We start from the raw sequence: 16,991 nt of genomic DNA, 5'->3' as shown, positions 1-16,991 counted from the left end.
CTCGTAATAAGTGATGCTTCGTCATTTAATGAACAAAATCCTTCTTTTTGTCGAGAAAATCAAAAATAAGTAACAAACATTTTGTTTTTAAAACGCATCAAAATTTGGTAAAAAGATTTTCCCAGCAAAACAGAAAAGATAACGTTTCCCGCAGCGTGTAAAGTATCAAAGGAAAAACTGGCCACATAAGTGGCAGCAAAAGTTTTTATCGTTAAGGGGTAAACAAAACCCAGCCAGTGCCATATATTCATTATCCAGCCGAACAGGTAGCCCCACAACCCGGCCAAAATCACAAAAGCACCCGGTTTGAACTCTCTCAGCCTGCCCGCCAGCGCTGCCGCCGAGACCCCGCACAGGCCCCAGCAGAACATCTGCCAGGGCGTCCACGGGCCCTGCCCCAAAAAGAAATTGGATGCCAGGGCGGCAACGGCCCCCACCATAAACCCGGTTTGAGCACCAAAAACGTAACCGGTAATCATGACAATAAAAGTTGTAGGCTGAAAACTCATTATGGCAGCAAAGGGTATCCTCGAAACGGCTGCCAGGGAAGCCATGGTTGCAATAAGTGCAACTTCCTTTGATGTTGCCCCGCTTCTTTCAAAGCGCCAAAAAAAAGCCAGCACGGCCAGGCCAATAATCACCGCAGAAAATAAAACCCAGATTTTGGGGGAAATTTTCCAAGCCAAGCCTGGCTTGGTAAAGGTAATTTTTTCGTGGAAAAATTCCCCCAAATTAATGTCATATAAAGGGTTGACCGGGATTACACTTAAGACCAGCAACAGTCCGGTAAATATAATAAATAAGGTAAAATATACCTGTTTCACGGGCTCACCCTCAATAAATGCCTCAGCCGGGCAATACTGTAGGCACACTGGGCCCTGGTGGCATTGGCCCGGGCATCAAAGCCGGGATACAACAACCCGTTTTCCCCGGCCAACTGCACGCTTGCCGAGTACCAGTACGGACCGGCCTTGACTCCGTCCCGCTTTTCCGGCGGCAAGGCCCTTGCCAGCATGGAGGCCAGCTCCGCCCCGGTTATTTTGCCGCCGGGATCAAAAATCCCGCCCGGCCTGCCGCTGGCATATCCCTTATCAACTGCAACGGAGATAACCCCGCGGGCCCAGTGGCCCTCCGGCACGTCTGTAAACCTCCGGGCGGCATTACTCTCTATACTCTGATACCCCAGGCCGTAAACCATATATTTGGTGAATTCGGCCCTGGTCACCGGCTTCCCCGGCTTAAAGGTCCCGTCAGGGTACCCGCTTAATACTTTTTCCTCTGCCAATTCCATGATGGCATTATAAGCCCAGTGGGCGGGAGAAAGGTCGGAAAATATTCCGGCGGCCTTAACTTCAGGCATTCCCGCACTGTAATCAATATTTACCGGAAACGGCTTTTGGGCCAAAGCCATTATTGCATAGGCCGTCATCATCACCGGTGATGATTTTACCCCGGGCATCCAGTTAAAGGAACCGTCAGAACCCTGTAAGCTTAAAAGATGGGCTACAGCATTTTTTCCGTTTACGGACCATTCCGCACCGGCCGGGTTTTCACCGGCGGCAAGCAACCCCTGTAACACCCAGGCACCGGTGGCGGCATTGGACTTATTACCCTCCCAGCTGAAGCCGCCGTCTTCCTCCTGGCAGCTTTTTAAATAGTTCAGGGCGTCTCTTACAGCCGGGGAACTTTTCGGGTCCTCACCCAGCAAAACCAGGGCCTGCAGGGCCACCCCCGTATCATCCGGGTCGCTGTCCGCCCCCTCGGCCCAGCCGAAGCCGCCGTCTTCGTTCTGCCGGGCCAGCAGCCACTCCCTGGCCCGCTCCCTGTTCGGAATTTCCCACCCGGCTGAGGCAAGGGCCAAAATTGACCACATGTGATAGTTTATAAAACCCTGCTCTCCCCGGGCCGGCTGAGCAAACTGGCCGCTGTCCTGCTGAAAGGAGGTAATTTTTTCGGCCAGGTCCACGCCTTTATAAACCGTACCCCGGCCGGCAGCCGTCAGGGCCAGCAGGGTGCGGGCACAGTCACCGGTGGACTCCGGGAAATCTTCGCAATTCTCCAGGTAATCCACGGGATTTCGCCCGGAAGGGACCCACTTTTTAGCGGTGACGTCCTCCCCCGCGGCGGCCAGGGCCATCACAACCCAGGCAGTTACAGCCGGGCTGCTGCCGCGCCCTTCCGTTACCGGAAACCCCCCGTCATCATTTTGGATATTATGCAGGTAGTTTACGGCTTTTTTAATGCTCTGTTCGACCCGTTGTTTCGGAAACGGGTTATTTGCCAGAGCAGCACTGGCAATTGTAAAAACCAGCAACAGTACAGTACTTATGCAAATGATACTTTTCCCGGTTTTCACGAAGAACACCCCCTTAACCAGAAGAGATTTGACATTCCCTTGACTTTACCAGTTGCGCCAGTACCTCGGAGCCCTCCTTGAGGGTTACCACCCCGTCCACTATATTGTTGAATAACTTACTAACCTGCGGTGAATAAAAAGTGGAGCGGGTGAGCATCTGGTATTTGCTTCCCCCGGCAACTATGGTACCTTCGGCCATTAATACAATACAATCGGCATATTCCGCGGCAAATTCCACATCGTGGGTAACAACCACAATGGCAGTTCCTTCTTTCTGTAACTCCCGGAGGATATTTCCCAATGCCGCTTTAAGCCGGTAATCCAGCCCCCTGGTGGGTTCATCCAGCAACAGCAGCCTGGGCCTGGCTACCAAAACGGAAGCCAGGGCCACCCGCTGGCGTTCCCCGGCACTTAAATCCCGGGGAAAGACACCCGCGTGGGGAGTCAATTGCAGCCGGCTAAGAATTTCTTTACTGATCCCGTTATCGGGCAGGCCCAAATTGTTCAGGGTAAAGGCCAATTCTTCCCGCACGGTGGACAGGAATAAATAATCATTGGGGTCCTGGGATAAGTAACCCACGGTGGAAGCCAGTTCTTCCACGGATAACTTTTTGGTATCCCGGTTTAAAACTTTCACCTGTCCCCTGCCGGGTTTTAAAAGCCCGTTTATATTTTTCAGCAGGGTGGTTTTCCCCGCTGCATTTCCTCCCATTATTACAATGAAATCACCGGGCCTGATTTTGAGATTTATATTCTTTAACGCCTCTTTGCCGTTGGGATAAGTAAACCAGAGATTTTGTATGTCCACCAGGCACTCATCCCCGCCCGGTCCCGGGTTTTTTATCTTTGAAGCCTGCACACTCAGGCCCGAAAGCGGGTAATAAGACCTGAGAATTTCCCTTCCCCGCTTAACGGTCAGCGGTACGTCCGGGTAACCCGCGCCCGCAAACAACCTGGCCAGCGGGGGAACAAAGGGTGAATCGTTTTTTACCGCCCACCGGGCCGCCGCATCCGGGGCACCGTCGTACAAAATGCGCCCGCTTTCCATAACCAGCACCCTGTCGGCCAGGTGAAAGCACCTTTCCAGGCGCTGTTCCACCAGGATAACTGTAATGCCGTTTTCCTCGTTAAGCCGCTTAACCATAGTAAGTATTTCCTCACCGGCCACGGGATCCAGCTGAGAGGTGGGTTCATCCAGTACCAGTATTTCCGGCTGCATGGCCAAAACGGAAGCCAGGGCGACTTTTTGCTTCTGCCCTCCCGATAATTCCGGGATAAAATTGTGTAAACAACCGGACAGCGCCAGGGCGCCGGTAACTTCCATTACCCGCCGCTTCATCAGGCTGTTGGGCAGGCCCAGGTTTTCCAGCCCGAAAGCAATTTCCTGTTCCACATTGGTCATGACCAGCTGGCTCTCCGGGTCCTGGAACACCACCCCCACCTGCTGAACCAGGCTGCGCCGCTCCATTTGCCGAACTTCTTTATCATTAATATAAACCTTGCCCCCGTAACTTCCCCCGTAAAAATCCGGAACGAGGCCGGCTATGGCACGGATTAAGGTAGATTTTCCACAGCCGGACCCGCCCACCAGCAGGACAAACTGCCCCCCGGGAATTTCCAGGTTTATTTTATTCAGGGCCGGTTTGTCCGTATTTGGGTAATAATACGTTAAATCTTTGATTTTAATAAAGGCCATTTTTTCCACCCCCAGCCCAGCACCGCCGGTACTGTTAAAGTTAATGCTACGAGAATTGCCATTTTGAGTTCATCTAAACGAAACTCTTCCAACCGGGGGTAATAGGTATAACCGGACCACCCCTGCAGGGCCGCCATTATTCCGGCCACCAGGGAAACGGCCACGGCAGAAAGGATCAAGAAATCCCTGGGCCGCCACAAATCGCGGGAATAATAAGTTCTCTTACCGCTGCCATATCCCCTGGCCTGCATAGATTCGGCCACCTGAAGGGAGCGCTCCAGAGATGATAACAAAAGCACATTTATTATGGGCAGCCGGTTTTTAAGCCGCTGCCACCGGCTGCCCGTATCCAGCTTCACACCGCGGCAGCGCTGTACCTCGGCTATTCTAAGGGCATCCCGGGCCATCAGGGGAAATAACCTGGTGGAAAGAGTTACGGCCAGAACGGATTTGCTGCCGAACCTGCTGAATAACTTTAATACTTTATCGGGGTGCACGGCATGGGCATAGAGACAAAATGCGCTGATAATTACCAGCAAACGGACACCCATGACGGCACCGAAACATACGGCCTCCAGGGTTATTTTAATTTTACCCAGCCCGGGAACCCACGGACCGTAAAGCAGCACGGTGGAACCGGCCCGGACAAAAACGGCGTTAACCAGCATGATTACCGCAACCATTCCCAGGCTTACCAGCAGGTAAGGCTTCCACTCCCGGAGATTGTCGGAAGCGGCAATAGACGCTCCCACCGCCAGGAGAAGACCCAGCAGGTAAACGGGGTGGGAAAAAATTAAGGATAAAATAACAATTGCGGCAACATAGGTCACCGCCGTGAGGGGGTGGAGCTTGTGAAGCAAGTTATCCTTTTCACGGTAGGCCAGCATATGCTTCATCCCGTTTCTTTAAAATTTATTGTAACGGTAACTGAATAACTTCCCCGTTTACAATCACCGCGCCGTACATTCTGGAAATCCTGCCGGGACTTTTAACCAGCACCTCCACTGCCCGGCACAGGCCTTCCCGGTCAGTACCGGCGACCAGCCACAGGGGATTCCCGTCTCCACTGCCCTCACCGGTGGCCACTATAACCCCGGCACTCCCCTTAACCGTCCGGGCAACCTGTCCCCTGTAATCCAGCAGCTCCACCCCGTCACCGGTAAAATGCACGGAGGTACCGTTTTTTGCATACGCCTTGTTTAGATTGGCCAGCCAGTCAACCTGGCTTAATTCACTCCACTCTCCCAGCACAATGGTTGGGCCCTGCCTTTTTTCTAAAAGTCCGGCATCCAGATTCTTAACGCTTACGGAAGCCGCCCCTTGAGCCTTTAATGCCCTCTGCAAGTTACCGGCCAGGTCCCTGTTACCTTCAGAACTCGCGATAACGGCGGGCCCGGCCTTCCCCCTGTACCCGTGCACAAAGGGCTCGGGATAGCAGCCGATAACTGCGGGAAATACAGACATTCTCTCCCACCCATGGTAGTCCCACCAGACAACATCCCCCGGCCGGAGGTAATAATCCAGTGCCCCCACGTCGGCAAATACTCCATTTACGTAGTAAAACCAGTCCTTTTTCTTGCCGCTGAAACCGCCGAAATCAGATTTTATCCCGTTGATACTCTCTATAAAACCGCCGCCGTGGGCTGTGGTTATCCGGGCATTTGCTTCCAGGACATCAAACACTGACCAATCTTTTTTCAGTGCTACCGTTTTATTTAAAATGGATTTTCTTCCAAAATCCCTGGTTACCCACAGGATTACATTATCACCTTTGGGAACCGTTGCAGTTTGAACTTTACTCCCGGCGGTCCCAGGCTTTTCAGGAAGATTTTCTTTAATTGTTATGGAATCTCCTTTTTTCTCCTGTATACCGTTTTTCTTTTCCCGTGAGTTTATTGCTTGAGCCGACTCTTTATCATCATTGTTACCCGGGGTACCTGGTTTTTCCCTGGCACTATCACCCTTTATTTCAGCTTCACCGGGTGCATGTTGCCCTGACTTTTCCTCCACCCCCGCCTTACCAATGACTACACTGCCTGGTTCCTCAACGGGTCCCTTACCTGTACAAGCGGTTAAAGTTAATAATATGAAAATCGGTAACAAAAATAACAAGCAATTTCGTTTCATCCCTGCCTCGTTTCCTCCCTGTCTTGTAAACGGAACATTGTAAAGAAATATGTGCATATTATCCCCAACATGTTCGGTCAATTTTTCTAACTGGAAAGAGGCTTAAAGAGCGAAAATTCATACTCTTTTCCTCCGCCCACATCGAAAACCAGCATATTTTCTGTTTCTTTCTTGATCCTTCCTTCCAAGACGCGATAAAATTCAAAATCATAAAAAGCTACCCGGTGGGTCGGCACATCTTTATCTTCCCACCCTTTATAATACTGCTTTTCTTCTTCCACCAGTTTCCTTAAACTCAGGTGAATACACCTGCCCCACTTTTCCCAGTTATCATGGCGCATAACCACCCGGTAATAACGTTTTGGCAATATGTCCATTTTAACCCTCCCCGCTTTAAACCTAAACTCAAGATTTGGCCGGCCCTCACCTATAAAAAAAATATTCGCCCCTGCCAACTGAATTAATAACTGAATCAATACGCACACTACCAGCTACATACAGCTGGCAGTGTGCTTTAATTCTTTTAATTTATTCAATTTGTTCAAGTAATCGACTTATTACAACGGCCATTTCAGCCCGATTAACAATACCGTTCGGAACAAGGGTATCTGCCGTGCGACCGTTAAGAATACCGCTTTCCACGGCAAGGGCCATTCCCTCTTTGGCCCAGTCAGGAACGAAGCCGGCATCAATATACTGGCTCAATGTTGCATTAACATCAGGAACCTCCCGGTCTGTTTTATTTTCCAGCACTCGGCTGAGCATTACTGCCAGCTCAGCCCGGGAAACAGGCTTGTCAGGAGAAAACGTATTGGCTGACGTTCCCTTTACAATACCCACCCCGGCAGCTGCAGCAACAGCACCCGCATACCACACACCATCGGGAACATCGGTAAATCCAGGGTTAACATCATTTTCCGGCACGTCCAGCGCGCGAACCAGCAGAGCAGCGCACTGTGCCCTGGTTGCCTTCAAGGCCGGTGCGAAAGTAGAAGGAGTAATGCCGCCCACAATGTGCCTTGCACTTAATACCCGGATATCCCCTTCAGCCCAGTGACCTGCGAGGTCAGCAAATTTCCTATCATATTCCAGCAAAGTATAGGTACCACAAGCCCGGGCTTCAGCACTTATTATTTCTTTGGATTTGTCCAGCTTTGCCCCAACGAATATAAACTTACCGTCCTCATGCCTGTAGGCGCCGGTAATCTCTGGGTTTTCGGTTAATCCCCGGTAACTCATTTGTAGTTCTATAGGTTCGGCCAGCTTTCTAACAACCTTTTTACTCACCGGGTCCTTAATGTTTATCACATACGCTTTACCCACGGGGCGCAGGGTTAAGTATGATGATGAATTGGTTTTTGCATCCCGGGCCAATTTATCTGCCGCGGAAGAATCTAACCGGGACACCGACAATACATAACCTCCTGTATTCCGGGAAACAAGACCAGATGCAAGCAAGCCGGGCAAAATGCTGTCATCCCGGGCAGCCAGTTTTATCCATTCATCTTTGATAAAAGCCGTTTGACGAAAAGCCCGCTCTTTTCCGGACAACATAATAGCAAGCCCGTCGTCCACCCTGACAGCCAGCTTTAACCCGCTTTCCGCTAATTCCCTGGCTGCATTATCATCAATTATTAACTCCATTTTTGCTTCCTGTCCCGCAACCCCGGCAAGATCCATTTCAAGTTGTTGGGCCGGTGTTTGGACCAGCCCGGCCAATTCCTGCAAGCCGTCGCTAAGAATGTCAGGCAATTCCCGCTGCAGGCGGTCAATTTGGTCTAACTTCTGTCTCAAAATATCGGCGGGCAGACTTATATCGGAGCCGGATATTTCCAGCTGCGACGGTGAAATTGTAGTTGTCTTGGTGATTATATTTTGGATCTGAGAGGCAAGGCTGTTTTTGAGTTCCCCTGCCACATCAGCCGCATCGGGCCTGGCCAGTACAACTTTTATCCCCTCGCTTATTACTGACTTCAAAGCCTCTACAGCCTGGTCAATATCGACTTCAAGCAAAGAGGCGATTATATTATCCATAATGTACTTGACCGTTGTACTTGCATCTGCAGCATCTATCTCTGTAGACTGGAGTTCATATTCTATGGTTTTGAATAATTCTTTAATTTCTTTTACCGCAGCGGAAGGCTTTATTGTTTTAGCAGCAAGCCTGTTCTGTATATCGGCTGCCTTATCGACAGCGTCCTCCAGCGTGACCGGGCTTTCCACTTTATAACTGCCGCTGGTTAAACTGTCCCAGTCCGGGCCGCTGGAACTTGGGTCCGTACTGTACCACCAGATAACCCGGTCTCCATCATCGATCGTTTTATCGCAGGCCAGAACATTTGGTACAGAATCATTAACCTTATACATCCAACCGCTCATTCCTTCATTCTCATCACTCTCTATTCTAACAACAAAGCCATAACATTCGTTTGAAAACTCCCAATCCAGGCCGGTTGCGTCCAAAGCTCCCATTGCTGTAATGCCAAATTTATTATCTGGATAAAGAATTACTTTCCCGGGAGCAAACCAAAAATTACCCTGTTTTCCTACAACGGCAACCCAAACCTCTGTTCTTTGCGGTAAAGTTGTTCCTTCGGAATTATCATTGCTGTCACTGTCCCCTTCTTGATCTCCCTGGTCAATTCCGCCCTCGCAGAATTCTGACGCTTTGAACGCTGCCAGCGCCTTGAGCGGGGCAAAGGTTCCCATCACGTTAGCATATGGCCCAAAGCTGCCGTCATCATTTTGCGCCTCGTCACTTAGCAGGTAGGTAATCAGGTTTTTTTCACCGTATACTTCATCCGTTACCGTCCAGTTCTCTCCCTGCGGGTCTATACCAAGTTTCAGCAGGGTAAGCACCGCTTCCGCTGTGGATACTCCCGGGTCCCAGTTGCTTATTTCTCCTTTTGTCCCTTGTTTGCTCTTTAAAAAGGCTAAACCGTCCTGTATGGCCCGGTAGCAGTCCGAACCCTGCTCCATTGCATCCGGAAAACCCGCCAGCGCTCTTATCGCCCAGCTCGTAGCATCCACATCTTCATATTCTGTCCCTCCATAGGTATATCCCCACACGCCGGTACCGTTGTTGAGCCGCTGGCCCAGCAGCCATTCTTCTGCTTTTGTCACATCCAGATGCTCTGCGTCCAAAGCCCCCATCTCAGATAGCGCCATTACCGGCCACACGTGCTCGTATACCGTCGCGCCAAAGTTTCCTTCTTCCCCCTGCAGATCCTTCAAAAGCCCTGCCAGTCTCTCTTTTTCACCGGAAGTATCTCCCAGCGTATTCAGCAGCAGTATTGTCTTGCCAATTGTCGCCACCTTGCTGTTTTTATCTATCTTTTTGGCATCTTCGATAATTAGTTTTTTTAGCGTTTTACTCCACCCACTGCTGTCCAGGTCTTCCCCGGCTGCCGCCAGGGCTTCCGCCGCCAGTTCACTTATGTTAGTTCTGTCTTCGCAGAATTTTTTATATAGGTACGAAATAGCACTGGCAATCTTTGTATCTATTTCACTATTTAAATCTCCATTATTGAATTCTGACACTTTGAACGCTGCCAGCGCCTTGAGTGGGGCAAAGGTTCCCATCACGTTAGCATATGGCCCAAAGCTGCCGTCATCATTTTGTGCCTCGTCACTTAGCAGGTAGGTAATCAGGTTTTTTTCACCGTATACTTCATCCGTTACCGTCCAGTTCTCTCCCTGCGGGTCTATACCAAGTTTCAGCAGGGTAAGCACCGCTTCCGCTGTGGATACTCCCGGGTCCCAGTTGCTTATTTCTCCTTTTGTCCCTTGTTTGCTCTTTAAAAAGGCTAAACCGTCCTGTATGGCCCGGTAGCAGTCCGAACCCTGCTCCATTGCATCCGGAAAACCCGCCAGCGCTCTTATCGCCCAGCTCGTAGCATCCACATCTTCATATTCTGTCCCTCCATAGGTATATCCCCACACGCCGGTACCGTTGTTGAGCCGCTGGCCCAGCAGCCATTCTTCTGCTTTTGTCACATCCAGATGCTCTGCGTCCAAAGCCCCCATCTCAGATAGCGCCATTACCGGCCACACGTGCTCGTATACCGTCGCGCCAAAGTTTCCTTCTTCCCCCTGCAGATCCTTCAAAAGCCCTGCCAGTCTCTCTTTTTCACCGGAAGTATCTCCCAGCGTATTCAGCAGCAGTATTGTCTTGCCAATTGTCGCCACCTTGCTGTTTTTATCTATCTTTTTGGCATCTTCGATAATTAGTTTTTTTAGCGTTTTACTCCACCCACTGCTGTCCAGGTCTTCCCCGGCTGCCGCCAGGGCTTCCGCCGCCAGTTCGCTTATGTTCTCTCCATTTTCATTATATTGTCCGTATAAGTAGTCTATTGCCTTATCAATTCGTTCCTGAGTTAAACTACTAATATCTGCAGCTTGTACATTATTTGCAAATACTAAGCAAAAAATTGATATTACTACAACTGTTAAAAGAACATTTTTTCTTGGTAACATTTCTCTAACCCCCAACTAGAAACCTGCTTTTTAAACCACGGTATTTCCTCTAACAAGGTATCTCCCCCTATCAAAAAACCCCGGCCTACAAAAAGGCCGGGGGTTCAATCCCTAACTGGGCATAAAAACAACCACCTCCCCATCACCCGTAGGCGCCGGCAGTTTGGCGGAACAGGCAGGTCTCCTGGCTCAGGTTCATCGAGATTTCACGTCTTCCCATCCAGTCCAGCACTCAATGATACTTTTAGTTACTCAAAGTAAGTGAATATTACCCAAAAAATAACCAACGCCGTTACAATACTTTGCGAACCGTTGAGTGCTGGACCAAACAGTGACTTGATGTGAAACCTCTCCCCATCACAGTGGCGGGGACCGCGCCGGATTTGCACCGGCTTCCCTTTTAAGCCTTACCTTCCGGTAAAAGCACCTGTTCCTTTTATAATATTTTTTGTAAAATAGTTAGTTAACTTGAAGAAAACATAACACAGTTTTACTATATTGTCAACATATTCAACTTCCCTATCACCAATCTTACTATAGTTAATTAAGTCTACAAAATAACTTCCCGATATTTTACCATTACCGGACACCACCTTATCCTAATAGATCCGGGCCTGCCCAAATTTAAAATATTATACTGACAATAAAGCTGAGCATTAAACCGGTTACAGCCACGTACCGTATATTCCAGCGCAAACTTATTTCTATGGGGTTTCTTCCCGAAAACCTGCTAAGCATCATGTTAACAGCTGTAGAAGGTGAACTTACATTTGCAATGGCACAGCTCATAACAAGAATTGCCGCCAAGCTCTCAGCAGGTAAGCCTATTGCCGGCGGGTCAAGGCTGCTGGCTAATATACTAGCGGAAACCACTGGATGAACGCCAGCAATGGCTAATATTACAATAGCCAAAAGAATGGTTAACTCTATTACCAGCTGGCCATAACCGGCCATTACTTGTAACATGGTGATAATATATTTACCGGCCTCACTGTTAGCAAAGGAAGCAGCAAAAAAACCGGCACTTAAGAACAAAACCACTTCCCCGCGCAACAAGGGGAGAGTAACCTGGAAGTAATTTCTCATCCCCTCCTTGTAAATCTCTTTATGACCGGGCAAAAACGACCAAAACAAGGGAAACAATGTAGCAACTAAGCATACAATTAAAATCATATTTAAACCGGTTATCCATTCCACCAATAACATAGCCACGGTAATACCCATTCCTGTAAAAATCATTGTTAATAAAACGGCGCGATTATCTGGTTTAAGTTTTGATTTAATTTGTTCGGAATTTTGGTTTTTCCACTGGGGGAAATTTTCCAAGCCAAGCCTGGCCTGGTAAAGGTAATTTTTTCGTGGAAAAATTCCCCCAAAATTTTGGGGGAAATTTTCCAAGCCAAGCCTGGCCTGGTAAAGGTAATTTTTTCGTGGAAAAATTCCCCCAAAAAAAACCATTAAAAACCCACCAGCAAAAGCGATCATAGCCAGTGGAAAGTTCACGAGCACCACCGAAGCCCATGTCACATGCAGTTTACCAAGAACCACTGCCATGATGGCAGAATACGGGGACCACATGACACAATTGGCAAATCCCCTGTTGATTGCATTTAAAACTATGCGCCCGTTGTCTCCGTAGAGTTTATCTTTTACCAGGTTATACATCACTACCACTGAACCAACGTTCAATATAACACCCAGGAAATGAGTCATTAAAGTGGAATACAGGTAAAGCCGCCAGTTATTATTAACACTGGCACGGTAGAAGTCAGCCAGGGCATGTGTATAACGTTCCCACCGCAAAGGAATAGCCAGCTGTGGTACCAGGACAAGTAATGTAATTATGCCAACATTTTGCCCGAAAGCTTTAAGCCAGGTAAACAAGCCGGCATCGTTGGAATATATTAAAATAATTCCAAGTACCAACAGTATCAGGGAAATATTGCGTGGAATACCCCGGGCTAATGGTAATGACTCGGCTAACGTAATCACTGCTAATATTTCCGTAACCGTCGTAAGTACATGACTTGTAACCAGGTGACTACCAATATATAACACTGCCAGGGCTATCAAGCAAGCGGTGTGCAATGCTTCCCTGAATTCAAAATTATGCTCCCCAGCCGACTTTAAATTCATGTTGCAACCCATTTTGAAACCCCCAAAATTATGTCTAATCAATTGAGTTGCTGCCGGTAAAATAAAAATTTCCAGCAAACAACGGCTAAGCAAAGCCTTGCCTGCTGGAACCTACTTACTTGCGAGTGCACCTTTTGGGCGACCCCATAAATAGCCAGCTTTTAATTATATATTTTACATTTATATCAAGTTGTAATGCAACCTTTTTAAGCTCCCGTGTGTGTCAACTATTAGCAGATAAGAACCTCCCAGGCCGCCCGGCCGGACGCCATGCGGGAGTCAAAGGAAACCAGTGATGACTAAATATCCCGTACCTCCCCTACCAGTTTCGGAGAGGGACGCCCCAAGTAGTAGCCCTGGCCGTACTTTACCCCCATCTCGAGCAGAGTCTCCATAATTTGCTTATTTTCCACAAACTCGGCTACCGGTTCCACGCCCATACTTTTGGCCAGCCCTACAATATGCTCGACAATCACTCTGCTCTTCTCGTTGTTGCAAATTTCCTTAACCAAACTTCCTTCAATCTTTACGTATTGACACTTGAACATCCATAGATACAAAAAAGAAGAAAAGCCGCTGCCGAAGTCGTCTATGGCCATCTGCATGCCCCGCTTGCGCAGGACTTCCGTAAAGCTCCGGGCCCGGGCGGTGTCCCTCAAAGCCTCCCGCTCGGTAATTTCCACCACCACATCCCTTAAATCAATGTCGTGAAACAAAGCCATCTTCTCCAGGCGCTTTAATATATCCCCCCGCTCTACCTCGCGCATGGATACGTTGATAAACAGCTTCTTGCCTGTAAGACCCGCTTCTCGCTTAGTTCGGAAGGCCTTAAATAAAACCTCGTTGTCAACCTCCGACACCAACCCGCCGTATTCTGCGGCCTCTATAAACAAAGCGGCAGGTATCACTTTGTCCCCGTCCCGGATGCGGGCCAACACCTCGTAGCCCAGAATATCCCCGCTCTCCAAATTTACGATGGGTTGGAAATAAGGGATAACACAGTCCTTTTCTCGTAACCTTTCACGGAGGTATATCACTTTTTCGTGCAACAGGGCCACTTCCTCGGGCCCCCGTCCGTGCTGAATGGTCTCCACCCGGTCCTTGCCCAGGCGCTTGGCCCGGATTACCGCCAGTTCGGCGGCACTGATCAAATCCTCCATGCCCTCGCCGTGACAGGGATACTCCGCAACCCCGACGCTTGCCGTCAAATACACTTCGTCCCCCCCCGGGCGAAGCCGTATTTCCCCCACCTGCCGGCGGATTTCCTCGCCATAATGCAGACCTTCATCCAGGTTTACCCCACACAAAACAACTCCCAGTTCATCTCCGCCTATGCGGGCCATCAGATCCGCCCAGGGCACAACTTCCCTCACCGTCTCCACCAGGGCGCGGATGGCCAAATCACCCACGGGGTAACCGTAAATGTTATTAATCAGCCGAATGCCGTCAATATCCACAATAATCAGACTGAGGTGCTCTCCCTTCAACCGGGAGTAAGAAAGCAGGTTATAAAACTTCCTTTCAAACTGTATGCGATTGCACAGCCCGGTAAGCGGATCCACCTGATACAGGGGCTCGCCGTCGGCCAATACCGCGTCCCGGTAGCCAATGATGATAAGCGACATGTCCAAACCCAACCTCTTAATAAGCTCGTCGACCACCGGCCGGGCCCTTTCGCAATTCAGTTTTTTCTCCAACAATAAAGCCGATAAACGCTGGAGCACCCTGGTATACAACGCCGGGAGATACTCCACCCCGCAACCCAACCGGCCGAAAACCCGGCCTGCACTAACCCGCCGGGCAAAGGCGCTGCTGGAAAGCTCTCCCCGCAGTACTTCCAAAATACCGTCGGCCAAAAGCTCCACTTCCCTGGAGGCAAATTTCGAACAGCCCAAAGAATTTAGAATCTCCCGGTAACAGTCCACAATGATTTCGCTTACCAACTTTTCATCCAATTCAGCAATAACCCGGCCCTTTTCCTGCTCAACACCCATTGTTTTGATTAGATCACAAAACACGTCCATGACAATCCATCCCGTCTACTCCCGTACATTACGATAGTATATAACCCTGTTCTTACCTTCTACTTTGGCCCGGTACAAAGCCTTATCTGCAAAATATAATAATTCGTTCAGATTTGAGGGTTGATCCTCAACCAGTTCCGCCACACCAATGCTAACCGTAATGGAACCCACTTCAGTAAATTCTTCGGCCGCAATTTTATTTAAAATGCGGTTCAAAGGTATTCCTACCTGCTCGTAACTGGTGTCGGGAAAGAGCAGCACAAACTCCTCCCCTCCGAAACGGACTACCACGTCGTCGCCCCGCAACGACCCGGCCAATATGACCCCCAACCTGCGCAACACATCGTCCCCAACCAGGTGGCCGTAGCGGTCATTAACATCTTTAAAATTATCAATGTCCAGCATGGCCAGGGCCAGAAACATACCTTTGCGTATTACCAGGCGGCGAAAAATCCTCTCCAGGGCCAGCCGGTTGTACAACCCGGTGAGGTGATCCCGCTCCACGCTGTCCCTCAAAGCCAGCAGGAAAGAGTCGGTGATGATAAGAATTTGAGCCAGAAACTCAGTAGCCCTGCGAATGTAAATCCACTGAACCTTGTCGTTATCCCGCCGTACTCCCAGGGCGTCTTTCAGCGCCAGGTCGTGGATATCCAGGATGTTCGCCGCCTGGGCGGTGGACTCGTCCAGAAAATTAACCACCGCGTTATAAGCATCCAGCAAAACGTCTTCGGCTCCGCCGCCAAATATGTACCGTTCCAGGTAATCCCGGTACATGGTAACAAAATCAGACATTCTGTCGATCATGGTTCCCCTCTCCTCACCACCAGCACGCTGGCATCGTCTTCTTTCATGCCGTATTCACCCAGGATGCGCCTGGCCGCCATCTCGGGCTCCAACAGGCCTACCCAGGCCAGGCCCAGGGGAGTAAAACCCCGTTTGATACCGTCGGTACACACCACCAGCGTAACCTGCACCGGCACCAGTTCCCGGGATTCCCGGACATCCGGTTGGAAACGCCCCACCACGCCGGCCTTCAACGGGATACCTCTGATATGGCCATTTTTCTCCACCAGCCAGGCCCGGATGTTTCCCACACCCAGATAGAACATGGTGTCTTGCACAAGGTTCGCCAAAAAAAGGGCGCAGCCCCGGCCACCCGCAGCCGATATCCGGCTCAGCTTCAAATATAGACCTCTCACATCCTCATCCGCAACCTGTAAATATTCCTCCAATTGAGCGGCCACCCGGTGAGCGGCCCTGCCGTGTCCCAAAACATCCACCACCGCCACCAGAAGACCGGCACCCGAGGGCCTGCAAACAACCAGGTCTCCTCCCACTGTTTCCCTGTAATGAGGCCTGCTGGCAACCCCCCACGTCCACTGGCCGGTCACGCGGTTGAAACACTCAAAACCTACCTTTACCATCCACCCTTCTTCCCTAGCGTTAACTTCGAGTTCCCAGCCACCGTTGCATAATATGCGCAAAAAACCAGACGGAGGAAGTCCCTCCCGGCTCTCCACTATCAATACCAATCTGCAGTTTTCAATTTTAAAGGAAAAATCCGCCGGTATCCCGGCTTCCACCAAACACCGGGCCACCGCCCGGACCTTTTCTACGCACTCCCGCCCCTGCTGCCGGCCCGGAGGCATAAAAAAACTGGCCAGACGGTACTCCAGGATGACCAGGTCCTCCCGGGAGATAACCCTGACCCTTCCGAAATCTCTCAAAACTTGCGCCTCCTCTTTTCCACCACCACCAGGGTACCCTGCCCCTTTCCCGTGGTAATTTCGAAATGGTCCATGAGCCGGCGCACACCACAAAGACCCAAGCCCAAACTCTTCTTGGAGGAAGTATAGCCCCTGATCATCACCAGATCTACATCTTCAATGCCGGGTCCCCGGTCTGCTGCCGCTATCTCCACCACCGGTACACCGTTCACTTCCTTCCTTCGCATATAAACTTCGCCGCTGCCGGCATAACGGTAAATATTACGGGAAAGCTCAGATACTGCAGTGGCAATCTTGGTCACGTCAGCCAGGGAAAATCCCGCATTTTCCACGAACTGTTTGGCCATACGGCGCGCTATGGCTACATCTCCCTCACCCTTTATCTTTACCACAATATCGTATTCGGAAGGATCAAGCTTAAACACGTTTACCACTCCCAGCCCTTACAT

General features: G+C 50.0%; 12 protein-coding genes and 1 riboswitch. All 12 genes read right to left on the bottom strand.

Annotation, left to right across the window (positions count from 1 at the left end; all coding sequences use genetic code 11):
- Window positions 1-59 precede the first annotated feature (59 nt).
- Window positions 60-824 (bottom strand): ECF transporter S component, encoded by a 765-nt coding sequence (locus ACX4JR_RS01270; protein ID WP_476059251.1) that lies wholly within the window; start codon window positions 822-824, stop codon window positions 60-62.
- Window positions 821-2,356 (bottom strand): S-layer homology domain-containing protein, encoded by a 1,536-nt coding sequence (locus ACX4JR_RS01265; protein WP_476059250.1) that lies wholly within the window; start codon window positions 2,354-2,356, stop codon window positions 821-823. The genes ACX4JR_RS01270 and ACX4JR_RS01265 overlap by 4 nt, the downstream gene beginning before the upstream one ends.
- A gap of 13 nt (window positions 2,357-2,369) precedes the next feature.
- Window positions 2,370-4,052, bottom strand: a complete 1,683-nt coding sequence (locus ACX4JR_RS01260) for an ABC transporter ATP-binding protein (protein WP_476059249.1) — start codon at window positions 4,050-4,052, stop codon at window positions 2,370-2,372.
- On the bottom strand, window positions 4,025-4,948 hold the full coding sequence (locus tag ACX4JR_RS01255; protein WP_476059248.1) for an energy-coupling factor transporter transmembrane component T family protein: 924 nt from the start codon (window positions 4,946-4,948) through the stop codon (window positions 4,025-4,027). Before ACX4JR_RS01255 ends, ACX4JR_RS01260 begins: the two co-directional genes overlap by 28 nt.
- A 16-nt stretch (window positions 4,949-4,964) precedes the next feature.
- The gene (locus ACX4JR_RS01250) at window positions 4,965-6,179 is read right to left on the bottom strand and encodes a DUF4430 domain-containing protein (RefSeq protein ID WP_476059247.1); all 1,215 of its coding nucleotides are present in this window, start codon (window positions 6,177-6,179) and stop codon (window positions 4,965-4,967) included.
- 86 nt (window positions 6,180-6,265) lie between these two features.
- Entirely contained in the window at window positions 6,266-6,556 is a 291-nt protein-coding gene (locus tag ACX4JR_RS01245; protein WP_476059246.1) for a hypothetical protein, read from the bottom strand.
- 151 nt (window positions 6,557-6,707) lie between these two features.
- Window positions 6,708-10,655: an S-layer homology domain-containing protein gene (locus ACX4JR_RS01240; protein WP_476059245.1), complete on the bottom strand. Its 3,948-nt coding sequence runs from the start codon at window positions 10,653-10,655 to the stop codon at window positions 6,708-6,710.
- Window positions 10,656-10,812: 157 nt separating this feature from the next.
- Window positions 10,813-11,101: riboswitch (cobalamin riboswitch) on the bottom strand.
- Between the two features lie 178 nt (window positions 11,102-11,279).
- The gene (locus ACX4JR_RS01235; RefSeq protein ID WP_476059244.1) at window positions 11,280-12,803 is read right to left on the bottom strand and encodes a hypothetical protein; all 1,524 of its coding nucleotides are present in this window, start codon (window positions 12,801-12,803) and stop codon (window positions 11,280-11,282) included.
- Window positions 12,804-13,090: 287 nt separating this feature from the next.
- The gene (locus ACX4JR_RS01230) at window positions 13,091-14,815 is read right to left on the bottom strand and encodes an EAL domain-containing protein (RefSeq protein WP_476059243.1); all 1,725 of its coding nucleotides are present in this window, start codon (window positions 14,813-14,815) and stop codon (window positions 13,091-13,093) included.
- A 15-nt stretch (window positions 14,816-14,830) separates the two neighbouring features.
- Window positions 14,831-15,619 carry a GGDEF domain-containing protein gene (locus ACX4JR_RS01225; RefSeq protein ID WP_476059242.1) on the bottom strand — a complete coding sequence of 263 codons (789 nt, stop codon included), beginning with the start codon at window positions 15,617-15,619 and terminating at the stop codon, window positions 14,831-14,833.
- Window positions 15,616-16,542 (bottom strand): PP2C family serine/threonine-protein phosphatase, encoded by a 927-nt coding sequence (locus ACX4JR_RS01220; protein WP_476059241.1) that lies wholly within the window; start codon window positions 16,540-16,542, stop codon window positions 15,616-15,618. Before ACX4JR_RS01220 ends, ACX4JR_RS01225 begins: the two co-directional genes overlap by 4 nt.
- The gene (locus ACX4JR_RS01215) at window positions 16,539-16,967 is read right to left on the bottom strand and encodes an anti-sigma regulatory factor (RefSeq protein ID WP_476059240.1); all 429 of its coding nucleotides are present in this window, start codon (window positions 16,965-16,967) and stop codon (window positions 16,539-16,541) included. The genes ACX4JR_RS01220 and ACX4JR_RS01215 overlap by 4 nt, the downstream gene beginning before the upstream one ends.
- Window positions 16,968-16,991: the final 24 nt, after the last annotated feature.

Source organism: Desulfofundulus sp. JL263-se (assembly GCF_056316025.1).
This window is presented reverse-complemented; position numbering and strand designations above follow the sequence as displayed.

Excerpts from the sequence above, each read along its gene's own strand:
- ACX4JR_RS01260 (WP_476059249.1), bottom strand. The coding sequence starts at position 4,052 with ATGGCCTTTATTAAAATCAAAGATTTAACGTATTATTACCCAAATACG.
- ACX4JR_RS01255 (WP_476059248.1), bottom strand. The coding sequence starts at position 4,948 with ATGAAGCATATGCTGGCCTACCGTGAAAAGGATAACTTGCTTCACAAG.
- ACX4JR_RS01250 (WP_476059247.1), bottom strand. The coding sequence starts at position 6,179 with ATGAAACGAAATTGCTTGTTATTTTTGTTACCGATTTTCATATTATTA.
- ACX4JR_RS01245 (WP_476059246.1), bottom strand. The coding sequence starts at position 6,556 with ATGGACATATTGCCAAAACGTTATTACCGGGTGGTTATGCGCCATGAT.
- ACX4JR_RS01240 (WP_476059245.1), bottom strand. The coding sequence starts at position 10,655 with ATGTTACCAAGAAAAAATGTTCTTTTAACAGTTGTAGTAATATCAATT.
- ACX4JR_RS01235 (WP_476059244.1), bottom strand. The coding sequence starts at position 12,803 with ATGGGTTGCAACATGAATTTAAAGTCGGCTGGGGAGCATAATTTTGAA.
- ACX4JR_RS01230 (WP_476059243.1), bottom strand. The coding sequence starts at position 14,815 with ATGGACGTGTTTTGTGATCTAATCAAAACAATGGGTGTTGAGCAGGAA.
- ACX4JR_RS01225 (WP_476059242.1), bottom strand. The coding sequence starts at position 15,619 with ATGATCGACAGAATGTCTGATTTTGTTACCATGTACCGGGATTACCTG.